Origin of the sequence: Flavobacterium sp., assembly GCF_041392085.1 — a bacterium.
Lineage (GTDB): Bacteria > Bacteroidota > Bacteroidia > Flavobacteriales > Flavobacteriaceae > Flavobacterium.
Genome location: NZ_JAWKMW010000009.1, coordinates 163,743 through 187,672, shown reverse-complemented (window position 1 = coordinate 187,672; position 23,930 = coordinate 163,743). Strand labels below are relative to the sequence as shown.

General features: G+C 32.3%; 21 protein-coding genes and 1 tRNA gene. 14 read left to right on the top strand and 8 right to left on the bottom strand.

The window, feature by feature from the left end; genetic code table 11:
• Positions 1–234 precede the first annotated feature (234 nt).
• Both R2782_RS09500 and R2782_RS09495 read right to left on the bottom strand, forming a co-directional pair.
• Entirely contained in the window at positions 235–1,992 is a 1,758-nt protein-coding gene (locus tag R2782_RS09500) for an ATP-binding protein (protein WP_371267993.1), read from the bottom strand.
• Positions 1,993–1,994: 2 nt separating this feature from the next.
• Positions 1,995–2,621 carry a response regulator gene (locus R2782_RS09495; RefSeq protein ID WP_371267992.1) on the bottom strand — a complete coding sequence of 209 codons (627 nt, stop codon included), beginning with the start codon at positions 2,619–2,621 and terminating at the stop codon, positions 1,995–1,997.
• Between the two features lie 312 nt (positions 2,622–2,933).
• Between R2782_RS09495 and R2782_RS09490 the strand changes: the two genes are divergently transcribed.
• From R2782_RS09490 to R2782_RS09475, 4 genes are read left to right on the top strand one after another with little or no spacing between them, the layout of a single operon-like run.
• The gene (locus tag R2782_RS09490; RefSeq protein ID WP_371267991.1) at positions 2,934–4,172 is read left to right on the top strand and encodes a phage integrase SAM-like domain-containing protein; all 1,239 of its coding nucleotides are present in this window, start codon (positions 2,934–2,936) and stop codon (positions 4,170–4,172) included.
• 2 nt (positions 4,173–4,174) lie between these two features.
• Entirely contained in the window at positions 4,175–4,888 is a 714-nt protein-coding gene (locus R2782_RS09485) for a hypothetical protein (protein WP_371267990.1), read from the top strand.
• A gap of 53 nt (positions 4,889–4,941) precedes the next feature.
• Positions 4,942–5,223 (top strand): helix-turn-helix domain-containing protein, encoded by a 282-nt coding sequence (locus R2782_RS09480; protein ID WP_371267989.1) that lies wholly within the window; start codon positions 4,942–4,944, stop codon positions 5,221–5,223.
• 4 nt (positions 5,224–5,227) lie between these two features.
• On the top strand, positions 5,228–6,118 hold the full coding sequence (locus R2782_RS09475) for a hypothetical protein (protein ID WP_371267988.1): 891 nt from the start codon (positions 5,228–5,230) through the stop codon (positions 6,116–6,118).
• Positions 6,119–6,273: 155 nt separating this feature from the next.
• On the opposite strand, the gene R2782_RS09470 is transcribed toward R2782_RS09475, so the two are convergent.
• Entirely contained in the window at positions 6,274–7,725 is a 1,452-nt protein-coding gene (locus R2782_RS09470) for a toll/interleukin-1 receptor domain-containing protein (protein WP_371267987.1), read from the bottom strand.
• A gap of 251 nt (positions 7,726–7,976) precedes the next feature.
• Between R2782_RS09470 and R2782_RS09465 the strand changes: the two genes are divergently transcribed.
• On the top strand, positions 7,977–8,378 hold the full coding sequence (locus R2782_RS09465) for a hypothetical protein (protein ID WP_371267986.1): 402 nt from the start codon (positions 7,977–7,979) through the stop codon (positions 8,376–8,378).
• 110 nt (positions 8,379–8,488) lie between these two features.
• The gene (locus R2782_RS09460; protein WP_371267985.1) at positions 8,489–8,965 is read left to right on the top strand and encodes a JAB domain-containing protein; all 477 of its coding nucleotides are present in this window, start codon (positions 8,489–8,491) and stop codon (positions 8,963–8,965) included.
• A 40-nt stretch (positions 8,966–9,005) separates the two neighbouring features.
• Here R2782_RS09460 and R2782_RS09455 read toward each other — a convergent pair whose 3' ends face one another.
• The gene (locus R2782_RS09455; RefSeq protein ID WP_371267984.1) at positions 9,006–9,221 is read right to left on the bottom strand and encodes a helix-turn-helix domain-containing protein; all 216 of its coding nucleotides are present in this window, start codon (positions 9,219–9,221) and stop codon (positions 9,006–9,008) included.
• Between the two features lie 94 nt (positions 9,222–9,315).
• Here R2782_RS09455 and R2782_RS09450 point away from each other — a divergent pair, with 94 nt between their 5' ends.
• Positions 9,316–9,954, top strand: a complete 639-nt coding sequence (locus R2782_RS09450; RefSeq protein ID WP_371267983.1) for a hypothetical protein — start codon at positions 9,316–9,318, stop codon at positions 9,952–9,954.
• Between the two features lie 571 nt (positions 9,955–10,525).
• Here the strand turns inward: R2782_RS09450 and R2782_RS09445 are convergent.
• Positions 10,526–10,605 (bottom strand) — tRNA-Leu (locus R2782_RS09445).
• A gap of 154 nt (positions 10,606–10,759) precedes the next feature.
• Here R2782_RS09445 and R2782_RS09440 point away from each other — a divergent pair.
• From R2782_RS09440 to R2782_RS09425, 4 genes are all read left to right on the top strand, one after another.
• On the top strand, positions 10,760–11,701 hold the full coding sequence (locus tag R2782_RS09440; RefSeq protein WP_371267982.1) for a ribose-phosphate pyrophosphokinase: 942 nt from the start codon (positions 10,760–10,762) through the stop codon (positions 11,699–11,701).
• A gap of 88 nt (positions 11,702–11,789) precedes the next feature.
• Positions 11,790–12,398, top strand: coding sequence for a 50S ribosomal protein L25/general stress protein Ctc (locus R2782_RS09435; protein WP_371267981.1), 609 nt, complete (start codon positions 11,790–11,792; stop codon positions 12,396–12,398).
• Between the two features lie 233 nt (positions 12,399–12,631).
• Complete coding sequence (gene pth / locus R2782_RS09430) at positions 12,632–13,255, top strand: aminoacyl-tRNA hydrolase (RefSeq protein ID WP_371267997.1); 624 nt, start codon at positions 12,632–12,634, stop codon at positions 13,253–13,255.
• Positions 13,256–13,295: 40 nt separating this feature from the next.
• Positions 13,296–13,799, top strand: coding sequence for a hypothetical protein (locus R2782_RS09425; protein WP_371267980.1), 504 nt, complete (start codon positions 13,296–13,298; stop codon positions 13,797–13,799).
• 62 nt (positions 13,800–13,861) lie between these two features.
• Here R2782_RS09425 and R2782_RS09420 read toward each other — a convergent pair whose 3' ends face one another.
• Both R2782_RS09420 and R2782_RS09415 read right to left on the bottom strand, forming a co-directional pair.
• Complete coding sequence (locus R2782_RS09420; RefSeq protein ID WP_371267979.1) at positions 13,862–17,140, bottom strand: reprolysin-like metallopeptidase; 3,279 nt, start codon at positions 17,138–17,140, stop codon at positions 13,862–13,864.
• A 105-nt stretch (positions 17,141–17,245) separates the two neighbouring features.
• Positions 17,246–19,897 (bottom strand): reprolysin-like metallopeptidase, encoded by a 2,652-nt coding sequence (locus tag R2782_RS09415; RefSeq protein WP_371267978.1) that lies wholly within the window; start codon positions 19,895–19,897, stop codon positions 17,246–17,248.
• Positions 19,898–20,061: 164 nt separating this feature from the next.
• On the opposite strand from R2782_RS09415, the gene R2782_RS09410 reads away from it, so the two are divergent.
• The 3 genes from R2782_RS09410 to bioB all read left to right on the top strand — a co-directional run bounded on the left by R2782_RS09410 (position 20,062) and on the right by bioB (position 23,511).
• On the top strand, positions 20,062–20,991 hold the full coding sequence (locus R2782_RS09410; protein WP_371267977.1) for a bifunctional riboflavin kinase/FAD synthetase: 930 nt from the start codon (positions 20,062–20,064) through the stop codon (positions 20,989–20,991).
• Positions 20,991–22,325, top strand: coding sequence for an HTTM domain-containing protein (locus R2782_RS09405; RefSeq protein WP_371267976.1), 1,335 nt, complete (start codon positions 20,991–20,993; stop codon positions 22,323–22,325). Before R2782_RS09410 ends, R2782_RS09405 begins: the two co-directional genes overlap by 1 nt.
• 88 nt (positions 22,326–22,413) lie before the next feature.
• The gene (bioB, locus tag R2782_RS09400; protein WP_371267975.1) at positions 22,414–23,511 is read left to right on the top strand and encodes a biotin synthase BioB; all 1,098 of its coding nucleotides are present in this window, start codon (positions 22,414–22,416) and stop codon (positions 23,509–23,511) included.
• Positions 23,512–23,742: 231 nt separating this feature from the next.
• On the opposite strand, the gene R2782_RS09395 is transcribed toward bioB, so the two are convergent.
• The gene (locus R2782_RS09395) at positions 23,743–23,904 is read right to left on the bottom strand and encodes a T9SS type A sorting domain-containing protein (RefSeq protein ID WP_371267974.1); all 162 of its coding nucleotides are present in this window, start codon (positions 23,902–23,904) and stop codon (positions 23,743–23,745) included.
• Positions 23,905–23,930 lie beyond the last annotated feature (26 nt).

Here is a 23,930-nt window from a genome sequence, read left to right as displayed (position 1 = left end):
ATCTATTCAATTCATCATCGTGGTTTGTGAATATAAAATTCAGATTATCAATTGAATACCACAATACGAAATTATCCGTAGTGTCTTTTACTTTTTAATATTGAAGAAGATAAGTAATTACAATACTTTTTAAAAAAAATTAGTAAAACCCCAACTTAACAATCCATTTAGGCACAAAAAAATACGCTCTTTAGCGTATTCCTGTTTTTCCAAACTTACCTTTTTATTTTTAATTTACATCGGTATAGTCATGATGGTAGCCAATCCGTTTTGTGTTTTCATAGTAAAGGTCCCCTTCATTAGTTGTACTCGATTTTGAATATTTTTTATACCGTTTCCAAAGACGTTTTCTTTCCTTATACCGGTTCCATTATCTTGAATTGTAATTTGGAGTTGTTTCGAAGAAACCAACTTCATGTTGAAAACAATTTTTGTGGCTTCAGCATGCTTGAGCGAATTATTTAAAACTTCTTTGATTGCATAAAATAAATTTTTTCTTAATTGTCCATTCATTTTAATATGTTCAATTCCCTCAATATTTGTTTTAAATGAAAAAGTAATCGGTGTTTCTTCAAATAGAGTTGCCCCGTATGTTTTTACATATTCCGAAAAATGTTGAAGTGTATTTTGCTCGGTATTTAATGACCAAATAAATGCATTCAACCGTTGTGATATTTCTTTTCCGGTTTGACTAATTTTTGATGCAAAAACTTTTTGTTTTTCAGAAATTGATTCGTTTTTTAATAACAAATCGGCATGAATGAGTATGCTACTTAAACCACTGCCTATATCATCATGTAAGTCTTTACTAATTTCATTTTTTTGGTGTAATAAGGTTTTTTGAATTTTATTCTTACGCCTGATAATAATTATCATTAATGACAAAATGATAACAGAGAGTAAAGCCGCAATTAATTGAAGTACAGTGAATTTTCGTTGTTTTTGTAATTCTTCAACTTGAAGTAATAATAATATGTTTTCACTCTTTGCATATTGTTCCGTAATATTTTGAATGTTTAAGTTTCCCTTTAAACGAGTCTGTTCGTTTATTTTTATAATTCTATCCTGAACAAAAGAAAGTTGCTCCATTTGATTTTTATTTCTAAAAACCTCAGCGGATATTTTATAAAAATAGTATTGATATGTACTGTTTATTATCTTTTGATTAATCAATTCTAATCCTTTTTCAAACCATTTATTCCGCTGTCCCTGATTGTCTTCTGCACATTGCATCAAAAAACCATAATTGAGTAAAATAATATCAAAATAGTCACTTTTTTGAGCTGAAACAATACTCTTTTGAAAGTAGAAAAAAGCACTATCTCGTTTTTTTTCCTGTAAATATATCTGACCAAACGTCTGCTCTACATTAGGAATTCCTCTTTTACTTTGAGCATTTATTGCAAATTGATAGGCCTTTGAATTATACCATACCGCAGAATCGGCTTGATTTAGTTTTAGCTTTAATTGAGCAATATTATTGTATATATGCTCATTTTGGATGTTGCTTCTGACATGAATTTTTAGTTGCTTTGGCTGATAGTTTCTCGCATGCCTCAAAGAATGTTCGGCATCTTTCCATTTATTCATTTCAAATTGGTTTATTCCTTTAAAGAAATAACCATTCGCAATAAGTAAGCTGTCTTGAAGTAATTTCGCTTTTTGTATGGCCTTTTCTGCTTCATTCGTGCCAAATTGAAATAAGCCGTCATAATAAAATAATTCAGATTGAAGACTATGTATAAAAACTGAGGTAGTATCAGTTTGTTTGGGAGAAACTAAGTCTTTTGTTTGATTTAACCACTTTTGAGAAGATTGAATATCATCTGTCTCTAAAAAATATTCAGCCAAAACAAATGTTTTGGCTATTTTACAGTCAACTGTTTTACAATTTTTGAACTGTACGAGTTTGCTTTCATAAGATAAATCTTGTGATTTACCAAGGCTGAAAATCAGTAACACTACAAGATAACAATATAATTTCATCTTCATTTTTAACGTTTTAAAAACATATTCACTGCTTCTACTCTAGTGTTAACATGTAATTTTTCGTAGATGTTTTGGATATGTTTTCGAACCGTTCCATTACTTATTTCAAGTTGATTCGCCACTTCTTTATTCATTTGTCCTTTGGCCAATAAATGCAAAATTTCTTTTTCTCTGGCGGTAAGCATCTCGGTTAATTTATTTTGTGATTCCATTTTAGAGAAACTAGCCACTACTTTTCGGGCTATACTACTACTCATTGGACTTCCTCCTAAAAACATTTCGTCTAAAGCTCCAATTATTTTTGCAGGTCCTTCCGTTTTAAGAATATAACCACTTGCTCCTGCCTCTAAACTCTGAAAAATTTTTACATCATCTTCATAAGAAGTACACATTAAAACCAATACTTGCGGACAAGTAGTTTTTAGTTTATTAACACAAATAATTCCGTTTTCCCCAGGAAGATTAATATCCATTAGTACAGCATCTGCTTCCAAAAATGGTAAGTGTTTTAAAGCTAATTCCGCATTTTCAAAGCTCCCAACTAATTCATAATTATCCGTAAACTGAATCATCAAGCCTAAAGCTTCACGTAAATCTCGGTCGTCTTCAACTATGCCAATTCTTTTTTTCATGAATTATTGAATTACAATCCAAAATTAAAAATAGTAAATCTTTTTTGAAATACGAAAATGTACGTAGAAAACAAAAAACCTCCCATCGCTGAGAGGTTTTTAGAAGTACCCGGAGTGGGAATCTTTACTATTCAAAAGCAAACTTCTGAGAACCTCTTAAAAACCTTCTATATGTCATCATATTCAAAACCTCACATCAAAAGAACCTCTCATTTTATTCTCTTACTTTTGAACTAGATTTAATAGATTTGAACCATGCCGTACAAGAACTGTACAGAAATTACATTTGTATTGTTTTAATAGAATTTAAAAATGGCAACAGTAAATTTTTTATACAGGTCAACAAAGAATAAAGCTGATTTAACTCTTAGATTACTATTTAGATACATGGGTAAAGACATAGTAATAGGCTCAAATTCAAAGATTACAATTGAGAAAACATTTTGGTTAAAACACTTAAATCAGAAAAACCTAAAAGATGTAAATCTCATTAATGAACAAACAAGAGCAAAGAAGGCTATGAATGACTTGACTTCACATATTCTTAATAGGTTGAACTCATCCAATGTTAATATTGTAAATAAAGATTGGCTTAAATACCAAATAAATGAGTTTTACAACCCAAGAGAGTTAAAAACAAACATACCTATTTTTTTAACTGACTATTTTGACTACTATGTTGAGCTACTTATAACTAATAAAAATACTAAAAAGAAACTTATTACCACAAAAAATAAAATTAAAAAGTATGAAGAAGAGGTAAAAAACAAACTAGCAATTGAAGCTTTAGACAATGCTGAATTAAATCTCTTCAAAAGATTTTTAACTGAACTCAAATATAATCAGAATACTATTTTAGTTGATTTCACTAATATTAAAACAATTTGTAGACATGCAAAATCCACATTAAAAGTAAATGAAGAGATTTTTAACTGGTCATTAAAGAAAGAAAAGAACATCATTGTCTACTTAAATTTTGATGAAATTAAAAGAATATCAGAATTAACAGACTTACCAGAATACCTTGACAATGCAAGAGACTGGCTAATAATAAGTTGCTTTACAGGTCAGAGAGTTTCTGACTTTATGAAGTTTGACAAAACTAAGATAAGGACCGAAACAGTAGAAAACGGTAAAATAATTAGTTATGTTGAATTTACACAAAAAAAAACTAATCAAAATATTATTTTACCTTTACACAAAGAAGTTGTTAGGATATTAGAAAAAAGGAAAGGTGATTTTCCTAGACCTACATCAGATGTAAAGTATAATAAATACATTAAACTAGTGGCTAAAATTGCTAATATATCAGACCCTATAGAAGGTTCAAAGTTAGATGCTAAAATTAACAGAAAGGTCAAAAGACTTTATCCAAAAAATGAACTTATTACATCTCACATAGGTAGAAGGTCTTTTGCTACTAATCATTACGGTATAATACCTACTCCACTTTTAATGAGTGCTACTGGTCATCAAACTGAAAAGATGTTTTTAAACTATATAGGTAAGAGTCAAACTGATAGAGCTAAGTCATTATCAAATTATTTTTAATTATGAGTTTTCAAGAGTTATACAAAAATTTACAAGAGTTAGAGTTGGATAAAGCTGATATAGAGAATGGATTTAAGACCTCTTCTAATCCAAAAGAACATTCTTCAGCAATTAGAGAAAATATCTTTCAACTTTCATTAGAGGTCTTCTTAGCAAGTAAAAATGAAAATGTGTATTGGAGTCATTGCCCAACATCTGCTTATAAAATGACCTATGAAATTAGGCTTGCTGAAGCGTTAGTTATGGATGATAATAAAATTTATAATGAAGAAGAATTTATTCTTGAAGAAATAAACCACTTAAACTGGCTTAAAATGAATTTCAGCAATACTAACTACCATCCTGACCTATTTAAGCCAATAGTAAAAAAAATTGGGTTATTAGAGCTTAAGTATCAGAAACTATCTCAAATAGCAGATGATGAGCTATTAAATTATAGTGACTCGTCTGCTCTTGTAAAAGTTATCTATCTTCATAAGACAGGAATTTTGGATTATCTCAGAAAAAAATATGGTCTACAAACTACCACCCATAAACTCGCTGAACTTTTATCTGCAATAACAGGCGAAAATACAACCACACTTCAACCTTATCTCAACCCTATTTACAGTCCTCAAGTTGACCAAAAGAAGAACCCTCTAAACAAAACCACAAGGGTGAAAAAAGTTGAAAAAGAACTTATTAATATGGGAATTTCTACAACAGAGACGAATTAGGCAAGTCCTAAAAAATACCTAATCCTACTTGCACCATAATTTAAAAGATAATTATGGAAAATAGTGTATTAGTGCATAACTTAGATGTACAAGATTTAAAGGACATTATTAATACATCTGTAAAAAAACAGATGGATGATGCATTAGAAGTTCTCAAAGGGGAGAAAAATGAAATCCTTTTAACAAGAGAGGAAACCTTTCGTTTCTTAAAAGTAGATTCAACTACTTTATGGTATTGGACAAAACAAGGAAAATTAAAATGCTATGGTATAGGTAATAAAAGATACTATAAAAAGAGTGAGGTTGTAGAGTGTCTGACGCTTTTAAAGAGCTAATGATATGATAGACTTCATTAAGCTTATTTATAGAGACAATGGCGAGTTCAAAGAACTTGTTATGGACAAAAAGAACTTCCCAGACTTAGAGGGTACATTTGTTTACCATACTGGAGAAATTAAACCATATTATAAAACCAAATTTGTAAGTTTAGATGTAAGAGTATCAGAAGAATCAGGAAATATAAAAAACTCTCTTCATAAGTTTTACAACCAACTAAAACTGTCAGAAGACCAAAATTATAATGACTTTGGCTACTACTCACTTTCTGAAGCAATAGATATAATTCAGAAGAAGTTTAAAGTTATAAATGAAGGAAAGCTAACTCAGTTAGAATTTGGTTTAAATATAGTTTTAGATAGACCTCCAGATAGTATTGTACGTGGAAATTTCATATTACATAAAGATAAAGCTGGGTCAAGTGAAAACTTTAGAGGAAGTGGAGAATTAAAACGTTTTATTCATAGTAATTACATTATAAAAGTTTATGACAAAGGAATGCAGTTTAATCAGGAAATTAACATACTTAGATTTGAGATTAAATTTACCAAAGCTCTAGAGTTCCGTTCAATGGAAATCTATTTTTTATATGACCTGAAAAATAAAGTTATACTTAGAAAATTATTTCTGTATTTAATTAAAAGATTTGATGAGATAGTTATTGTAGATGAATTTAGTACTACCTCTTTAAAAGATTCAAATGACTACAATGACCTAATTAAGTACACCAACCCTCTTTTTTGGTCTGAAGAAATGAAAGGTGTTCATCCACAAACCAAAAAAAGAGAAAATGATAAGTTCAAAAAGTTACTAATTAAAAATGACTTATTAATAACTAAGAAGTACATCAGAAAATTACTTTTTGAAAAGTTCATAAATTTAATGAACAGCTAAATTCCTGTGATAAAATCTTAATATACTATGTGGAGAATTTATCACATAACTTAAAAATTAAGTGTTAGTAATATGACTAATCTTAGTTTTTGAGTTGAGAAGAACCCAAACTCTTTAATTAGAGGTTGGGTTTAAACTTCTAAGATAATTTTATATCATCTATTAGAACCTATTTCATCTAAATTTATCATTTCAAATAAAAAGGGTATAACCTCAAAACCTCTTGAGTATCTTATTCTGTCAACACCCTTTTTACTATCTTTATAATTATTAATCAGCTCTTTAAATTCCTCTATAGTTTCAACATTAAAAATAGGTTTAACTTTTTCAAAGTGACGTTTTGAACTCAACTTATCAAAGATTTCAAAATCATAATAGTCACCTCTATATACATAAGTTGAAGGAAACCATGAATCCTTATAGTCATTTATTGTTTTGTACAAATCCCCAATGTAGTGACATATTAAATCTGCTAGAATTACTTCATTCTTAGTTACCTTATCAGAAAGATTAGTAATTACTAAATGACCAAACCCAGTTAACATATTAAACTTTACCTGAATATAATTCTCTAAGTTGGTTTTAAATGAATAAAGTTCTGTAAATCTTTTAGACTCCCTCTTTCCTATGTATAAATTATTATGGTAATACTTTGAATAGAGTAGCTCGCCTATTAACTCATAATTTTTTCTCTTTAAACAAATTGCAATTGTATAAATAAAAAACTCTTGAAAAAATATTGAGAAATTTTCATAGTTATTAGGACTCCAACTAGAAGCTCCTCCCCTCGGTCTACTATATAAATTCTTTTTTTCAAAGAAATTTATTAAAATGTCAACATCCAAATCATATTCGGGTTTAACTATAATCAAAAGAAAACTAATAAAATCTTCTCTCAAAACTTTAAATGACTTTATATTTTCTATCAAATCTTCACCGTACTTATCATTTACAACTGAACCTCCTTTGATTTCAAATTCCCACATAGACTCTAAAAAAGACTCTAGAAAGTGTTCTACATAGCTATTAAGTTTTTCAGGGTTCTTATTTAACTGGTTTTCTAAGGTTCTTACTATAGAGTTAGTTTGTGTATTATTTACGGCAGATTCAGTTATATACAGGGGTACTTTATCCCCTAACTTTGGTTTGGGTATTGATGGTGCATCTAAAATATTTCTTAATAACTCTTCATAACTATCTTCAAAATATTCTTCTTTGCTAAAGTCTATATATTTTCTAGATGATAAATATATAGGAAGGTATGGGCTTTCCTCTTCATCTCTTTCTCGCACCAGTGGAATAAATTTATCTTGTTTCTGATTACTATAAATCTCAGGTGTTATTATTTGGGTTTCTGTTCCTACCCCTCCATCTCTGTTATCAGATTTACTCTTATAATTCTTGTCACAAATTACGAGAACTCTATAAATGTCATCTGCTTTAACCATACTTTCCATGAAATGAAAAATATCATTACCTTCTTTTAAACTCCATTTGTCTAATACCACATCAATAGTATCATTCATTAATCTTTTACCAAGATTAACAACCCATTCTTGATGTTCTTTTGTTCCCCAACTGTAAGAGATAAATACTTTTTTATTCATCTTTTTAGATTTTTTTTAAAGAGTAAAAGTATAGAAAATTTAATTTATAAATTTTTTAAACACTTTAAAAATAAAAGAATGAGAGTCTCCACGCAAAGCCCCCACATAGTCAGAGTGGATTACAACATCCCCACTGGTTTATAACAGCTAAAAATTTTATCAGGTCAAATTAATGTTATAGGTGATAGCATAACTTTTTTTAACTGAAGATTTTAAAGCTACAAAAAATGTTTAACTCAAAAATTTAAGAAATGGTACGTATTATTAACTATCAAAAAAGACAAGCTGAGGATGGGAGAGAGTTCTTTATCCTAGTGTTACAAGGTGGAATAGAATTGGTAAAATCCCAAGAAACAGGAAAGTTTTATGTAACCGCAAGAAAAGCCGGAATCTCTTCAACCTTTGATGAACTAACATGTAAATCATTAGTTGGCACTGAAATTCCAGGATGTATTGTGAAAGTCAAATGTGAGCCTTACAAGTACACAGTTAAAGAAACAGGAGAGGAACTAACACTAACTCATAGATTTGAGTATAGTGATTCTGATGTTGAAACCAAAACTGTGGAGAAAAGTGAAACAACTATTGAACATTTCATGACTAGCACTCCACAAGGAAATACGTTTTCTAAAAATGGTGAACTAGTTCATTAAAACACTAATTACACCCTCTATTTTGTTGGTACTCTTGCCATCCAAAATGATAAAGAGGGTGTACTTTTTTAAATTTTTTACTTAATATTTTTAAATATACATCTTTAGATATGAATGTTTTAGCCGAAATAAAGGTTTCATACAATAGAGAAGGTATGGAAAGGGAAAAAATTACATCTTGTAGAATAGCTTATAACATAATTTTAGACAACTGGAATAAAGATACTTTAGAACTACAAGAGGAGTTTAAAGTTTTACTGCTTGACAGAGGTAATAAAGTACTTGGTATTTATCCACTTTCAAAAGGTGGCTTATCTGGAACTGTAGTAGATGTTAAGCTTTTGTTTGCAGTATCACTAAAATGTAATTCATCTTGTATTATTATTTGTCACAATCATCCCTCTGGGAATTTAGCTCCAAGTGATGCGGATATTAAGTTAACTGAAAAAATAATAAAATGTGCTGAACTACTTGATATAGAAATGATAGACCACTTAATAATTACCAAAAATGGTTTTTATAGTTTTACAAATTCCAGAGCTTTTTTAAACGAGTCAATGAAGCTAAACAGGTGTAAAAAAGAATAAAAACTTTAATATTAATTTTTTAATAATATATTATTAATAGCTAAAACTTAAAAAGTTCAATAAGTTCAACCTCTAATGCTGTGGAAATTCTATTCATAGTTGAGAGCGTTATGTTTACTCTACCAGATTCTATTCTTGACATATTCCCTTTTTCAAAATTACATTTAGCTGCCAAGATTTGCTGAGAAATTCCTTTGGAAGTTCTGATTTCTTGGATGCGTTTCCCCACTTTAATATGTACAGAAGTATCTGTCATTTAACAATTTTGAGTTGTAAAGTAATACAACTCAAAAATTGTTTTATTTTTGCTTTATTCGGTTATCACACAATACAACTTTAAATTAAATATCATGAAAAAGAACCATACTTTGTGCATTACTTGGAGAGAAGAAAAATTTGAGAAACTTGATGATGAAACTCTTAAAAATATGGATAAAGAAATATATAATTTTGCTACAAATAGTAAAGAAAATCAAATAGTATTTGAAAACTCAAATGCAGTTAAATTAGTAAAAACCAAGGCAGTTTATGGCTTAGTTGGCTTAGCAATTGTATATTTTCTTATTGTCTTATTAGGTCATACTGATAATGATTTTTTGATTGACAAAATAGCTCCAGTTATGCTAATTGGGCTAGGTGTCGGAGTTTTAGGTTTTTTAGCCATCCCGTTTACAACTTATAAACAAATAATTTTTGAACTAGACAAACAGTATTATCAGAGTAGAATATTAAAAAAGAATGTTTTAGGTTTAAATTCAGTTGCATTAAATTTTGAATTTCCACAACCAATAGAAAGAATAGTGATAAATGAAACAACTAGTTATAAGTATATTACATTCAGAGAAAAACACCAAGATAAAATTAGTGGTTCAGCTCCAATTATAATTTGTGAATCTAATAATGCAGAAGACTATAATTATATAATCAACCTCCTTGAAGAGATGGTTAAATATTCTAGCAGAGATATTAAACTCGTAACTTTAAAATAAAAATTAAAACCTAAAGAATGAATCCATTTGAGACCTCATCTGATGAACAAATTGCAATATTAGGTTTAATTGTAGTCTGTTTAAAAATTATACACGACAGAAAACAAATGTCCAGAGGAATAATTAAGTCAAAAGAGAAAGATACCATTTTAAAACTTTTTAGTCTCATTATAATGGTAATGTCATTTCTTTTAATTCTTAATCATTATAAGTGGTATGTTGCTATTTTAATATACTTTATAAACTTTTTCATAGCAATAATTCTAGCCAACATTATAAGTAGTTTTATGAATAATAGGCTACTCTTCTATACTTCATCCTTTCTAGTGCTTACATTTGCTGTTATAGAAACATTTCTTGTTTTAAACTAAAGTTTGACAACCTTTGACCTGTCAATCTTCAAAAAAGAAATAAGGTTAATTTAAAAATGAGGAAACTTTATAGTAAAACAAAAGATTACAAATAGACTTTAAAAAAACATAATATAAATCCAACAATACAAAAACCGTACAACTCTAAAAACAAAAAATTCTTAACTTGCAGTTTTACAGCTTGTTAAGAATTTTTGAAGTACCCGGAGTGGGAATCGAACCCACACTCCTAAGAACACGAGTTTGAGTCGTGCGCGTCTACCAATTCCGCCATCCGGGCTTGGGAAGTTATTTGTGGGTGCAAATGTAACTAATTTTTTGAGACATTTTCAAGAAATTTGTGGAAAAATTCCTTTCTAAGTTGATTTTTATTTCTAAATTTGCACCTCGTTTTGACGAGACACAACTAACTAACTACATAACAACCATTTAAAATGTCACACAACGAACCGGAAGCAAAAATATTTGCTTGTTCAAAAAGTGTATACCTAGCCGAACAAATAGCTCAACACTATGGAATTCCGCTGGGTAAAGTAACGTTCTCTGAATATAGTGACGGTGAGTTTCAACCGTCTTTTGAAGAATCGATTCGTGGATTGCGGGTATTCATCGTTTGTTCTACTTTTCCAAGTGCAGACAACTTGATGGAACTTTTGTTAATGATTGATGCTGCTAAAAGAGCATCAGCCCGACACATTACCCCAGTAATTCCTTATTTCGGATGGGCCAGACAAGACAGAAAAGACAAACCAAGAGTGCCAATCGGAGCTAAATTAGTAGCTAAATTATTGGAAACAGCCGGAGCAACCCGAATCATGACGATGGATTTACACGCCGATCAAATTCAAGGTTTCTTTGAAAAACCGGTTGACCATTTGTTTGCCTCCACCATCTTTTTACCGTACGTGAAAAGTTTGAATTTGGAAAATCTAACAATTGCTTCACCCGATATGGGCGGTTCCAAAAGAGCTTATGCCTATTCTAAATTTTTAGAATCTGATGTAGTAATTTGTTACAAACAGCGAAAGGTGGCCAACGTAATTGATACAATGGAACTTATCGGTGAAGTAAAAGGAAGGAATGTCGTTTTAGTAGATGATATGATTGATACCGGCGGAACTTTGGCAAAAGCAGCCGATTTGATGATTGAAAAAGGAGCATTGAGCGTTCGTGCTATCTGTACTCACGCCATTTTATCAGGTGATGCGTATGAAAAAATTGAAAAGTCGCAGTTGAGCGAATTAATTGTCACTGATTCTATCCCTTTAAAGAAAGAATCAAACAAAATTAAAGTGGTGAGTTGTGCACCGCTTTTTGCTGAAGTTATGCACATGGTGCAACACAACAATTCCATTAGCGGGAAATTTTTAATGTAATTTTTTTAGTGATTAGCCGATCGATTACCGAAAAAAGACAACGGACAAGAGAACAGAATTTTTATTTATTAATTTTATATATTTTACAATGAAATCGATTACGATTAAAGGATCAGAAAGAGAAAGCGTAGGCAAAAAGTCAACAAAGGCCTTACGTGATGCTGGAATGGTTCCTTGCGTTATTTACGGAGGAGATCAACCAGTACATTTTGCAGCAGAAGAAAAAGCGTTCAAAAGTTTGGTTTACACTCCTAACGCACATACTGTTGTAATTGAATTAGGAAACGGAACAAAAACCGATGTTATTTTACAAGACATCCAGTTCCATCCGGTATCAGACAAAATTTTACATATTGATTTCTATCAATTAAAAGACGACAAAGAAATCATGATGGAAATTCCTGTGAAAGTAACAGGAACTTCTCCTGGTGTATTAGGTGGAGGTGTTTTGAGGTTAAACCAACGTCGTTTAAAAGTAAAAGCATTACCTAAAAATTTACCCGATTATGTGGAAGCTAACATTTCTGAATTAGAAATGGGCAACAAATTATACGTTACTAAAATTGAAACGAACAGTTTCAAATTAATGCATCCTGATAATACTGTTGTTGCTCAAGTAAGAATTTCTCGTGCTGCTATGAAAGCTGCTCAAGAAGCTGCCAAAGCAGAAAAAGGAGCTGCAAAAAAGAAAAAATAATATCTCTTTTCTTAAGAATAAAAGCATCGGTTTACGCCGGTGCTTTTTTTATGATACAATCTGACCAATCACTACAAGTTTAATTGCTTAAATAATTTTTCTAGGTAGCACTAAAAGTTTGAAAGTCAAAAATAAATCAATTTTAGGCTATTCAAGACTTTCTATCTCATTAAGGACAAAACATGCTACCAAACAAAATGACTTACAATTATAAACTTTCGTACTTTTGCAAAATGATTAACTGGATTGCATCACTTTTTCAAACACAAAAAACAGTCAACGCACCGGATATGAAAAAATTCCTGATAGTCGGACTCGGAAATATGGGAGCCGAATATGTAAATACCCGTCATAATATAGGCTTTAAAGTTCTTGATTATTTTGCAAAGAAAGAAAACATTAGCTTTCAAACTGCCAAATTAGGTGAAGTGGTAGAGTTTAAAATCAAAGGCCGAACATTACTTCTTCTAAAACCAAACACATATATGAACTTAAGTGGCAAAGCTGTTAAATATTGGATGGAAAAAGAACATATTGAAAAAGAGAACATATTGATTATCACAGACGATTTAAACCTTAGTTTTGGAACAATTCGCATTAAAACCAAAGGTAGTGATGGTGGTCATAACGGATTGAAAAGTATTCAAAGTTTATTAAACACAACAGAATATCCTCGTTTTCGTTTTGGAATAAGTGACCAATTTAAAAAAGGGCAACAAGTAAATTATGTTTTAGGCGAATGGGATGAAGAAGAGAAATTAAAATTGCCTGAACGATTAGAAAAATCCAGTGAAATTATCCAATCCTTCGCCCTAGCCGGAATAAATAATACCATGAACGAATTTAATGGAAAGTAATTTGGCTTACTTTTTGAGATATGCATTAAAAATATTAACCATGAAAAAAGTAATTATGCTTGTATTAGTAGGTTTATTATTTTCCTGCAAAGCTCAAAAAAATACTTCCGCAACTCCAGCTATAATCTCAAGTGAATGCCCGATAGATGGAAAATGTAACATTGAAATTTTAAAAAACAAACAACTCATTCTGCTTTATGACGATTTGGGAGGAATGTATTACGATATCAAAAACAACGAAGGAACAACCGTAATTCATTTTCAATATAACAAAACCGAACAAGCTAATTTACAAGACAATCATTACCGAGAAGACATAATTTTTGAGATTGTGAATTCTAATCAATCTTTGTCCTTGACTGATTTAGAGCTAACGCAAACTAAACTCATTTTTGGTCGTCATTGTTTTTGTAAAGGACAGACCGGTTACTTTAAAATAGAAAAGGGGTCATTAATTTTGTCGCAAAAAAAAGATGTAATCCATTTCGATTTATCTTTTTTAAATGAAAAAACACCTCATATTATACGTTCAATTTCTATTTAATATTAAAAAAAGCCCATTTCTCTTAAAGAAAAACGGGCTTCTAAATTTGGATTTCTTATAATTTATTCAACAATCAAACGTTTTGTTTCTTGATTCGACCCATCAGAAACCTTCACTAAATAAATGCCTGTTTGAGGGTTTTCCAACTTTATTTCTTGATTAAAAGCACCGTTGTTTGCGTACAATTGTTTGAAAATAACTCTCCCTCTCAAATCAAATACCGTTATTTCAATTTGCTCAGATTCAACATGATTCATTGCAACTGTAAAATTTCCTCTTGTCGGATTTGGATAAAGTCCGAAAGTTAAACCGGAAACTTCTTCAACACTAGCAGGGGCATTTTCGCTACAGATATCTAAGCTCCAACTATTGATGGCACCCCCATCTTGATTAAAAGTATCCTGCACTCGTAATGTCCAAACACCTTGTGAATTTTGACCGTTTAAAGCAGAAAGTGGTTGTTCCGGAATCAAAATCCCTGAAATCGCTGGATTAGCACCACAAACCAAAATAATTCCATCATCATCAAATGTAGCAATAGCATCCTCATCGCCTTGGTTTGGATTACACTCTCTATTTAGTAGTTGTACTTGTGTACCCGAAGGACTGATTAAGGTTACTATTAAATCATTAATCCAAGTATGAGAAATATTTAAAGTAACCGTAACTTTTTGAATTTCAACATTATCTTCAGAAGCTATCGTTAGTGTTGAATTAACCGTAGGTGTTCCGCTAGAAGGGATTACAACCGGTACATCCGATGAAATTGCTGTTGAACAAAATGTTGTAGAAAAAGAAAATACCGTTGAAAAGTTTCCTAAACAAGCGTTATTCCCCGGTGAAACCCGCCAATATAAAGTAGTTGCATTAGGTAAGCTGGAAGAAACGTAGCTGTTTGTAGTCACTGAATTCTCCTCAATAATGGTATTAAACGAAGGTTCTGAAGCTATTTGTATGGAATAAAGTGTTGCATTGGGGTCTGCTGTCCAACTAAAAGCAACTCCAACAGGTTCAACCGTTGTAGCATTAGCTGGTGAAGTTAACGTTATATCTGAAAAATTTCCACTGACAACCTCTACATACATATTCACTGTTTTTGTCGTTGACCCGGAAGTAGCCGTTACCATAATAGGATGCAATCCTATAGGTGTTGATGCGGTGGTTGTTACTTGCATTTGAATGTTTCCTTGTGTGCTTGCAGACGTAGGACTAAAAGATATTGTAGTTCCGGTTGGATTTCCAGTTGCAGAAAAAGTTGTGTCGGCATTAAATCCACCAAATGTTTGATATGCTAAATTGAAAACTATGTTACTACCTTGGCATACCGATTTGTTTTGTTCTCCTGCTACTCCATTAAAGGCAATTGCCATAGTTGATACCGGAGCTGTGATAGAAAAGTTTGAATTTGAAACATCTAAAAAGATATTATTATGTCCTTTCACCATAATCCTGTTGGTGGTTCCAACACTGTTTGGAACAGTAATTATTTCTGAGCCATCATTTGGCACACTACTAGCTAAAAGAATAGGGAAACTAGAGCCTCCATTGGTAGATAAATAAATATCTACATAAGGAGTGTTGACGCCATTAGATGTTGTTCCGGCTACATCCCAAGTAACATTCTGATTCGTTCCTGCTTGCCAAGAAACATTTGTATTAGGTGCTGTTACTAAGAATGGTCCTGCATTAGCAACAGTTGTAACAGACATATTTGTTCTAGCGGTTTGTCCCCCATTAGGTGTTCTGTTATCTCTCACAACTAATGAAAAATTCATTGTTTTAGCAATGGAAGGTACCACTTCCCAAGCATTGGAAGTTGCTCCTGTTAAAATCGTTGCCATGATAGGCATGTATCTATTTGGATTTGTTGATGGATTTCTAGAACGGAATCTTGGTCCGTTTGTTGCATCCGTAGCGGTTGGTGGTTGAATTGCAAAACCGGTGTCGGTTTGCTCCCAACAATAAGTTAATCCATCACCGTTAGCATCAGTAGCATTTCCCTCTAAAACAAAAGCTGTACTTCTTGGAATCGTATAATTTGGGATGGGTTGAATAATTGGAGCGTCATTATTATTAGAAATATTATTTGAACAATTCCCTACCCCAGATACAAAATTATCCATTTGTGCTAAACTAAAAGCATGAAAGTAGGCATCAGAGTTGTTTTGAACATTTGGTGCACAAATTCCGGCATAACCCATGATAGTTGAAGCACTTCCAGGCTCTACTGCAGTTGCAGCGGTTCTTTGACAATTGTTATTTTGTGTGTGTGTTGCTCCAAATTGGTGTCCCATTTCATGGGCTACATAATCCACATCAAAAGGGTCTCCTACTGGTGCAAAAGACCCTGTAATTCCTCGTGCTTTATTACCAGTACATGGTGCATTAAGTTGTGCTAACCCTCCACCACCAGTACTAACTGTATGTCCAATGTCATAATTTGCAGTACCAATGATTCCATCAATAACTGTCTGACTTTGATTAATCAAAGTTCCTGCATTATTGTTATTAAAGTTATCGCTAGTAATAAAAATGATATCTAAGTTATTAGGCACGAGCTGCATGGTGAGCGACATATCTCTTTCGTAAATACCATTTATTCTGGTCATTGATACGTTCATAGCCGCTAAAACGGCTGTTTTTCTAGTTACTTCAGGAGTTGCAGCAGTCATTCCAGCAGCTTGCCAATGAAATTGAGCATACTCTATCGTACAAGCCATTGCCAATCGATAGGTTCTAAAAATCCCTGTGTCAGAAAAAATGCTATTATTATTTCTTGGCGAAAAATGAATCCCATCTATTTCTCCTACTAATTCATCTTCAACTAAACAATTAAAAGCTTCAGTTGGTTGAATATTTTTTCTGGAATAAACTATATATTCCCTTAAATCATTAGTATAAGTATCTATGTAATGTACCTCTCTGTTTCCTTCAAAAAGCATGGCATGTACACCAAACAATGTAGTGCTAAAACGAATCATTGCCGTTTTATTATCAACACCTAAACCAACATATGATCTAATATCCGAAAATTGTGCTTGTAAATTAGGATGCATAACAGAAGCTTCATAAACTCTGTAATTCTCCAATTCACCTTCAGCATTTGGAAAGGACATGATGAGATTAGACTCTGAAGAAACCTCTCTTTTTGGTGCTGATAATAGCGTCGTTTTAAAATTTTCCAAATCTAAAGAGAACACCTCATAGTTAGTTGGAATGGTCAATCGTTTGATTGTTTGAGATGGCATTATGTTTTCTCTAGCTGACTTTTCCCAAAAATTTAGTTGAGCATGTCCGGTGTAAATAGCCATTAAAGAACATAATAATAATAGTTTTTTCATGAAGTTGATTTTAAAAAGCTAAAAATACTGATTTTGAATAATTAAAACCAAAAAAAGACCATCAGTTTTGACGGTCTTTTAATGTATTGACAAAAAGTATACTTTTTATTCAATAATAATTCTCTTCACTTCTTTACGATTTCCATTGGTAAGATTCAATAAATAAACACCACTTTGTGCATTTTCTAATTGAATTTCTTGATTAAATGTTGAACCGGATTGGTAATCATTATCAAATATTTTTCTTCCTCTAATATCCATCACAGAAATATTAACCATATCATCTGAAGGATTATCAAAACTAACAGTAAAATTCCCTTTGCTTGGATTTGGATAAACTACAAATGATTGTAGCTCATTAAACTCCTCGCTCCCAAGAGTACATCCAAAATTCACTGACCATGAATTTAAGGTTCCTGCATCACCATTATAAAAATCAGTTACCCTCAATGTCCAATTTCCACTCTTAGGTTTTCCAATAAATGGAGCTAAGGCTTGAACCGGGCTATATGTTCCGGTAGTTGGAGTTGCACAAACAATCGTACCTGCACCATCAAGGAACGTTACATTGATATTTCCATTTTGAGGGTTATTACACGTTCTATTCCAAAGATTAATTGAAGTTCCATCAGGATGAACAAGTGCAACAACCAAATCTCCAATCCAAGTATGTGTAATGTTCAGATTAACCTCAATCGTTTCGATGTTGCCTGTTTCAGTAGAGTTTATAGTAGAAACCGTAGTCGCACCAGCTTGATTAGCACCAACTCCGTCTGCAATTGCAGCAACAGTATTATTTGAAATAATAGAACAACTATAACCAATTGAAAAAGGAGCTAAATTCAAAGCATAATAAATATTGCCGGTTGGTCTAATCATAATTCTACATTGTTGTGACGCAACATTGGGTACTGTTATATTTTCTGTTCCATCATTAGGCGTATTAGATGCTAATACAGTAGAAAAAGTTTGTCCTCCATCGGTTGAAAGTAAAATATCTACATTAGATGAACCAACCAAAGTCGTTGTATTATTAACCGCCCAAGTGATTGTTTGTGTTGAACCTTGATTCCAAGAGATTCCGCTTGTGTTTTGAGAAGTAATAGCAAATGGACCAACGGTGCCACTTACTGTGATACTTGTCGATGCCGTATTTGTTTGTCCACCATTGGCAATATTGTCTCTTGCAGTTAGTGTAAACGCCATTGTTCTACCGATTGTTGAAACAGATTCCCAAGTTGATGTTAAGTTGTTATTAAGTACAGAACTAAAAGCCGGCATGTAACGAACAGGTGTATCTGTTGGGGGTAATGATCTAAAGTTAGGTCCCGCAGGTTTTGTTGGGTAACAAATACTGTTTGCTCCCGTAACCGCACCCGTTGCACTATTATTTTGCTCCCAAGTAAAAGTTGCTCCAGCATTATTAGTTGGATTAGTACCGGTTAAAATAAAAGCAGTACCATTCGGTATAGTCCAGTTTCCTCCTGATGTTATTGTTAAAGCAGGATTATTCAAGGTAATATTATTAGCACAAGGTTTATTTGCTAAATTATTTTGAATTTGTAATATACTTCTATATGTAAAATAATCATCACTGTTTCCTTGCACATTGTAGGTTGTAATCCCTGCATAAGCCATAATAGTAGACCCGCTTCCAGGTTCTACATTTACTCCACTTCCTTCAACCCATTCAGAAAAAGTATGATTGGCTCCTAATTGATGCCCCATTTCATGGGCTACATAATCGATGTCAAAAAAATCTCCCGCAGGAACTCCATCAGCAGGTGAAGTAATACCGCTCCCTTTTTGACCATTTACACATACACACCCAATACATCCTGCATTTCCACCTCCGCCAGTGGCTCCGAATAGATGACCTATATCATAATTTGCTTCTCCGATAACATTTGTTAAAGTCGTTTGTAATTGAGAATTCCAACTATCCATTCCGGAAGCGGGAGAATAAGGGTCGGTAGAAGAGTTTGTATACACAACTAAATTATTATTAGCAATAATATTTAGTCGGACAGCTAAATCCCTTTCAAAAACGCCATTTACTCTTGTCATTGTGGCATTCATTGCTGCTAAAGCTCCTGCTGCACCGCCATGGTATGTTCCATATTCACCTGTACAAGACAATGCTAATCGGAATGTTTTTAAAACACCATTATTCGCGAAAATATCTTGATTGTCAACTTCTTCAGAAAGGCGACTACTAACAGAATGATCAACAGTAGCACAAGTAAAAGGCATTTTCCCTTTTTGTCTTGAAGACATATAAGAGGCATAAACTAAACCGTTTTCTGAATATGGCTCCATGAATTCCGTTTTTTTACCAGCTCTAAAAATCATTGTTTGTACTCCTTTCGGGTCGACACTCATTCTTAGTTGAGCTTTTTTATCATCTAAACCAATTCCAACATAAGATCTAATCTCTGGGTATTGAGCTTGTAACTCAGGCTCAAAATTTGAAGCCTCGAACAATTCAAATTGCTCCATCTCACCATTAGCATTTGGAAAGGCAACAACAACTCCTTGTTGTGACAAAAAACGATTAGGTGCTGTGGTTAAAACCGTTTTAAATTCGTTTAAATTTAAACTATACAACGTAAAGTTGGTAGGGAATGACTCTCTTTGAGCCGTTTTAGCAACTGCTGTAACGTTTTCATTTACTGGTGTCCAAAAATTTTTCTTTTGGGCATTCATGTCAATAAATGACAAAATTGTTAATAAAGTTAATAGTACTAATTTTTTCATTTTTTGGAAATTAATTAAGTGACAAATATACCATATTTTTGCAATTTCTTTCTTATTTTTAAATATTTACACGCGTTTTTATTGAATCTTTATTAGAATTTTCTTATTAACAGTAAAATTATTGCGGGTATTTTAATATTAGTTAAATTTGTAGAAAAAAATCGTTGAAAATTTTCCATTCTATATATAGTTTCCAACCTAAGAATAAAACAGTACTAACACTTGGTACTTTTGACGGGGTTCATATCGGACATAACAAAATTATTGAAAAACTAATTCAAAATTCATCTTTGTGTGATTGTGAAAGTCTAGTGCTCACTTTCTTCCCACACCCAAGAATGGTACTTCAAGATAATAACGAAATTAAACTTTTGAACACCATTGATGAACGTATAGAATTATTAAAAAAATCCGGTTTAAATAACCTTATTATACATCCGTTTGATCAAGCTTTTTCCAGACTCACTGCCGAAGAGTTTGTTTCCTCAATTTTAGTAGATCAATTTAATGTGAAGAAAATTATTATTGGTTATGACCATCGCTTTGGAAGAAACAGAACAGCTGATATTCACGATTTAATTGGATTTGGAGAAAAATATGATTTTGAAGTAGAACAAATCTCCGCTCAGGAAATAAATGAAGTCTCGGTTAGTTCTACAAAAATTAGAAATGCATTGAATGAAGGAGATATAAAATTGGCTACTAATTATCTCGGATACAATTATCTTTTAACAGGTAAAATTGTAAAAGGAAAAGGAATTGGTAAAACCTTAGGTTTTCCTACTGCCAATCTTAAAATTCAAGAGCCTTACAAATTAATCCCTAAAAATGGTGTTTATATTGTACAAAGTTTACTGAACAACAACTTGGTCTATGGTATGATGAACATTGGATTTAACCCTACCGTTAACGGAAATTCTAAATCAATTGAAATTCATTTCTTTGATTTTGAAGGCGATTTGTACGATGAAAAAATACAAATTCAACTCATCAATCGAATCCGAGATGAAGAAAAATTTGAAAGTATAGAAAAATTAAAAGAACAACTCCACAAAGATAAGGCTCTTTCACTTGAGTATATAAATTCATTGTAATGCTAAAAAAAGCTTTTGACCCGATTGATAATGCCCCATTAATTCTTTTCAGAATGACTTTCGGATTATTGATTGCGGCCGAAAGTATTGTAGCCATTTTTACCGGTTGGGTTAAAAAAAACTTAATAGATCCATCGATTTCAATTCCTCATATTGGCTTTGACTTTTTAGTTCCTCTTCCGGGTTATGGGATGTATTTTTACTTTAGTATCATGGGAATACTTGGTCTTTTCATCATGCTAGGCTATAAATACCGTATTTCATTGACGTTATATACTTTAATGTGGACAAGTGTTTATTTAATGCAGAAGGCTTCCTATAACAACCACTATTATTTACTCATTTTAGTATGTTTAATAATGTTGTTCCTGCCTGCAAATCGCTATGCTTCATTGGATGCGAAAAACAATCCATCTATAAAAAGTTTGACGATGCCTCGTTGGATTTCATGGGTAATGATTACGCAAATGGCGATTGTCTATTTTTTTGCCACGTTAGCCAAATTTTACCCGGATTGGCTGGATGGTACTTTCACCGGAATACTTTTTTCTAGCTTATCAAGTTTTCCTGTTTTGGGATCTGTGTTTACAGAAAAATGGTTTCACATTTTTATTGCCTACTCCGGAATTTTCTTTGACGGATTAATTATCCCCGCTCTACTATGGAAAAAAACAAGAAACTTTGCCTTGATAGCCAGTTTACTTTTTCACTTATTTAATTCTGTTACTTTACAAATTGGTATATTTCCTTATTTTGCGTTGAGTTTTATAGTTTTTTTCTATCCTTCAGAGACTATTCGACACATTTTTTTCAAAAAGAAACCTCAACTTCAAACGGAAAACGTAAACAAGAATTATCCTTTCTCAAAAGTAATCAGTTACTTTTTTATACCCTTTTTTATCATCCAACTCATACTCCCTATCAGACATTATTTTATTAAAGGAGATGTTTTGTGGACTGAAGAAGCTCACCGATTAAGTTGGCGAATGATGCTCAGACAAAAAAGTGGCATCACAAACTTTAAGGTCATTGATAAAAAAATCAACGAAGTTCTTCCCTATAATATTGTTGAAAAACTAACTCGAAAACAACTTAGTTTAGTTACCAGTAAACCGGATGGAATGTGGCAAATGGCTCAACATATCAAAAAAGAATTTTCAGAAAAAGGTATCGATGTTAGTATTTTTATCGATTCAAAACTTTCTGTAAATAATAAACCATATAAAACCTTTATTGATCCAACCGTTGATTTTGCACAAGCAAAATGGAATTATTTTGGGCATAATGATTGGATTTTATTGTATGACAAAAATGGAAAATTAATCGAAAAATAATTTTGTTGATTACTTCTCTAAAAAATCTATTCCATTCTTTAAAACACTTCTTCATAAAATAAGTATTTTTGAATTATAAAACAATATTATGAGCATCACTAAACATAATTGGACCAAAGAAGAAATTATCGAAATATACAACAAACCGTTGATGGATTTGCTTTTTGAAGCTGCCTCCATTCATCGTGAACATCATGATCCAAATGTGGTGCAGGTTTCTACTTTACTCTCCATTAAAACAGGTGGTTGTCCAGAAGATTGTGGTTATTGTCCACAAGCTGCAAGATATCATACCAACATTGAAGGAAACGATTTAATGAGTGTTCAACAAGTAAAAGCTCAAGCATTGCGTGCCAAATCATCCGGTTCTTCTCGCGTCTGTATGGGTGCTGCATGGAGAAACGTAAAAGATGGTCCCGAATTTGATCAAGTGCTGGAAATGGTTAGAACGATTAATAAATTAGACATGGAAGTTTGCTGTACCTTGGGCATGCTTACTGAAAATCAAGCCCATCGTTTAGCTGAAGCCGGATTATACGCTTATAATCACAATCTTGACTCCTCTGAAGAATATTACAAAGAAGTTATTTCTACAAGAGGTTTTGATGACCGTTTAAAAACTATAGATAATGTCAGAAAAACAAACGTAACAGTTTGTAGTGGAGGAATTATTGGTATGGGTGAAAGTATAGAAGACCGGGCAGGGATGCTGGTCGCATTATCCACCTTAAACCCTCAACCAGAATCTGTTCCAATTAATGCTTTAGTTGCTGTAGAAGGAACGCCTCTGGAAAATCAAAACCCTGTTGAAATTTGGGAAATGGTAAGAATGGTTGCTACTACCCGAATTGTAATGCCAGAAACCCAAGTACGTTTATCTGCCGGAAGAACAGAAATGAGTAGGGAGGGACAAGCATTATGTTTCTTTGCCGGTGCTAATTCAATTTTTGCCGGTGATAAATTATTAACAACCCCCAATCCCGATGTCAATGAAGACATGAAAATGTTTGATTTGCTGGGATTAAAACCTCAGAAACCTTTCATAAAAATCATGCAGCCGACAACTGTTGAAGCGCAAGATTCTAAATTTCAAGCCTTGGGTGAAAAGCCAAAATGGTCCAGACCCGGACATACTATTGAGCGAAATGTTGAGGTATCTATTCACAAAAAGCAAGTTAAGAATTAATATTTTTTGATTTTCTACTACTTTTATCTAAACCTAACTATGTCTTTTCTCAAAACCTAAATATTTTATGAGGAAATGAATAGATAGCTCTTTAAAACGAATTGATAAAAAACACGATAACCAAAAAAAGTAAAAAATCAGAAATTCACTAAAATAAAAGCCTCCGAATATTCGGAGGCTTTACTTTAATTAGCTTAGTATAGTAGAACGTTAGTTCTCTAGGACTTTGCTTTATTGTTTTACTACACGTACAGTTCTTGTTTCATTACCTTGTGTTACAACCAAGTTGTAAACACCTGAAGGGTAACCCTCTCCGAATTGGTAGTTAGTGACATCTTGTGCTTTCACTTCTTTCACTTCTAAAAGTCTTCCTGCCATGTCATAAACTGTCAAACTTACTGCTTCAGTGTTTGAAGTTT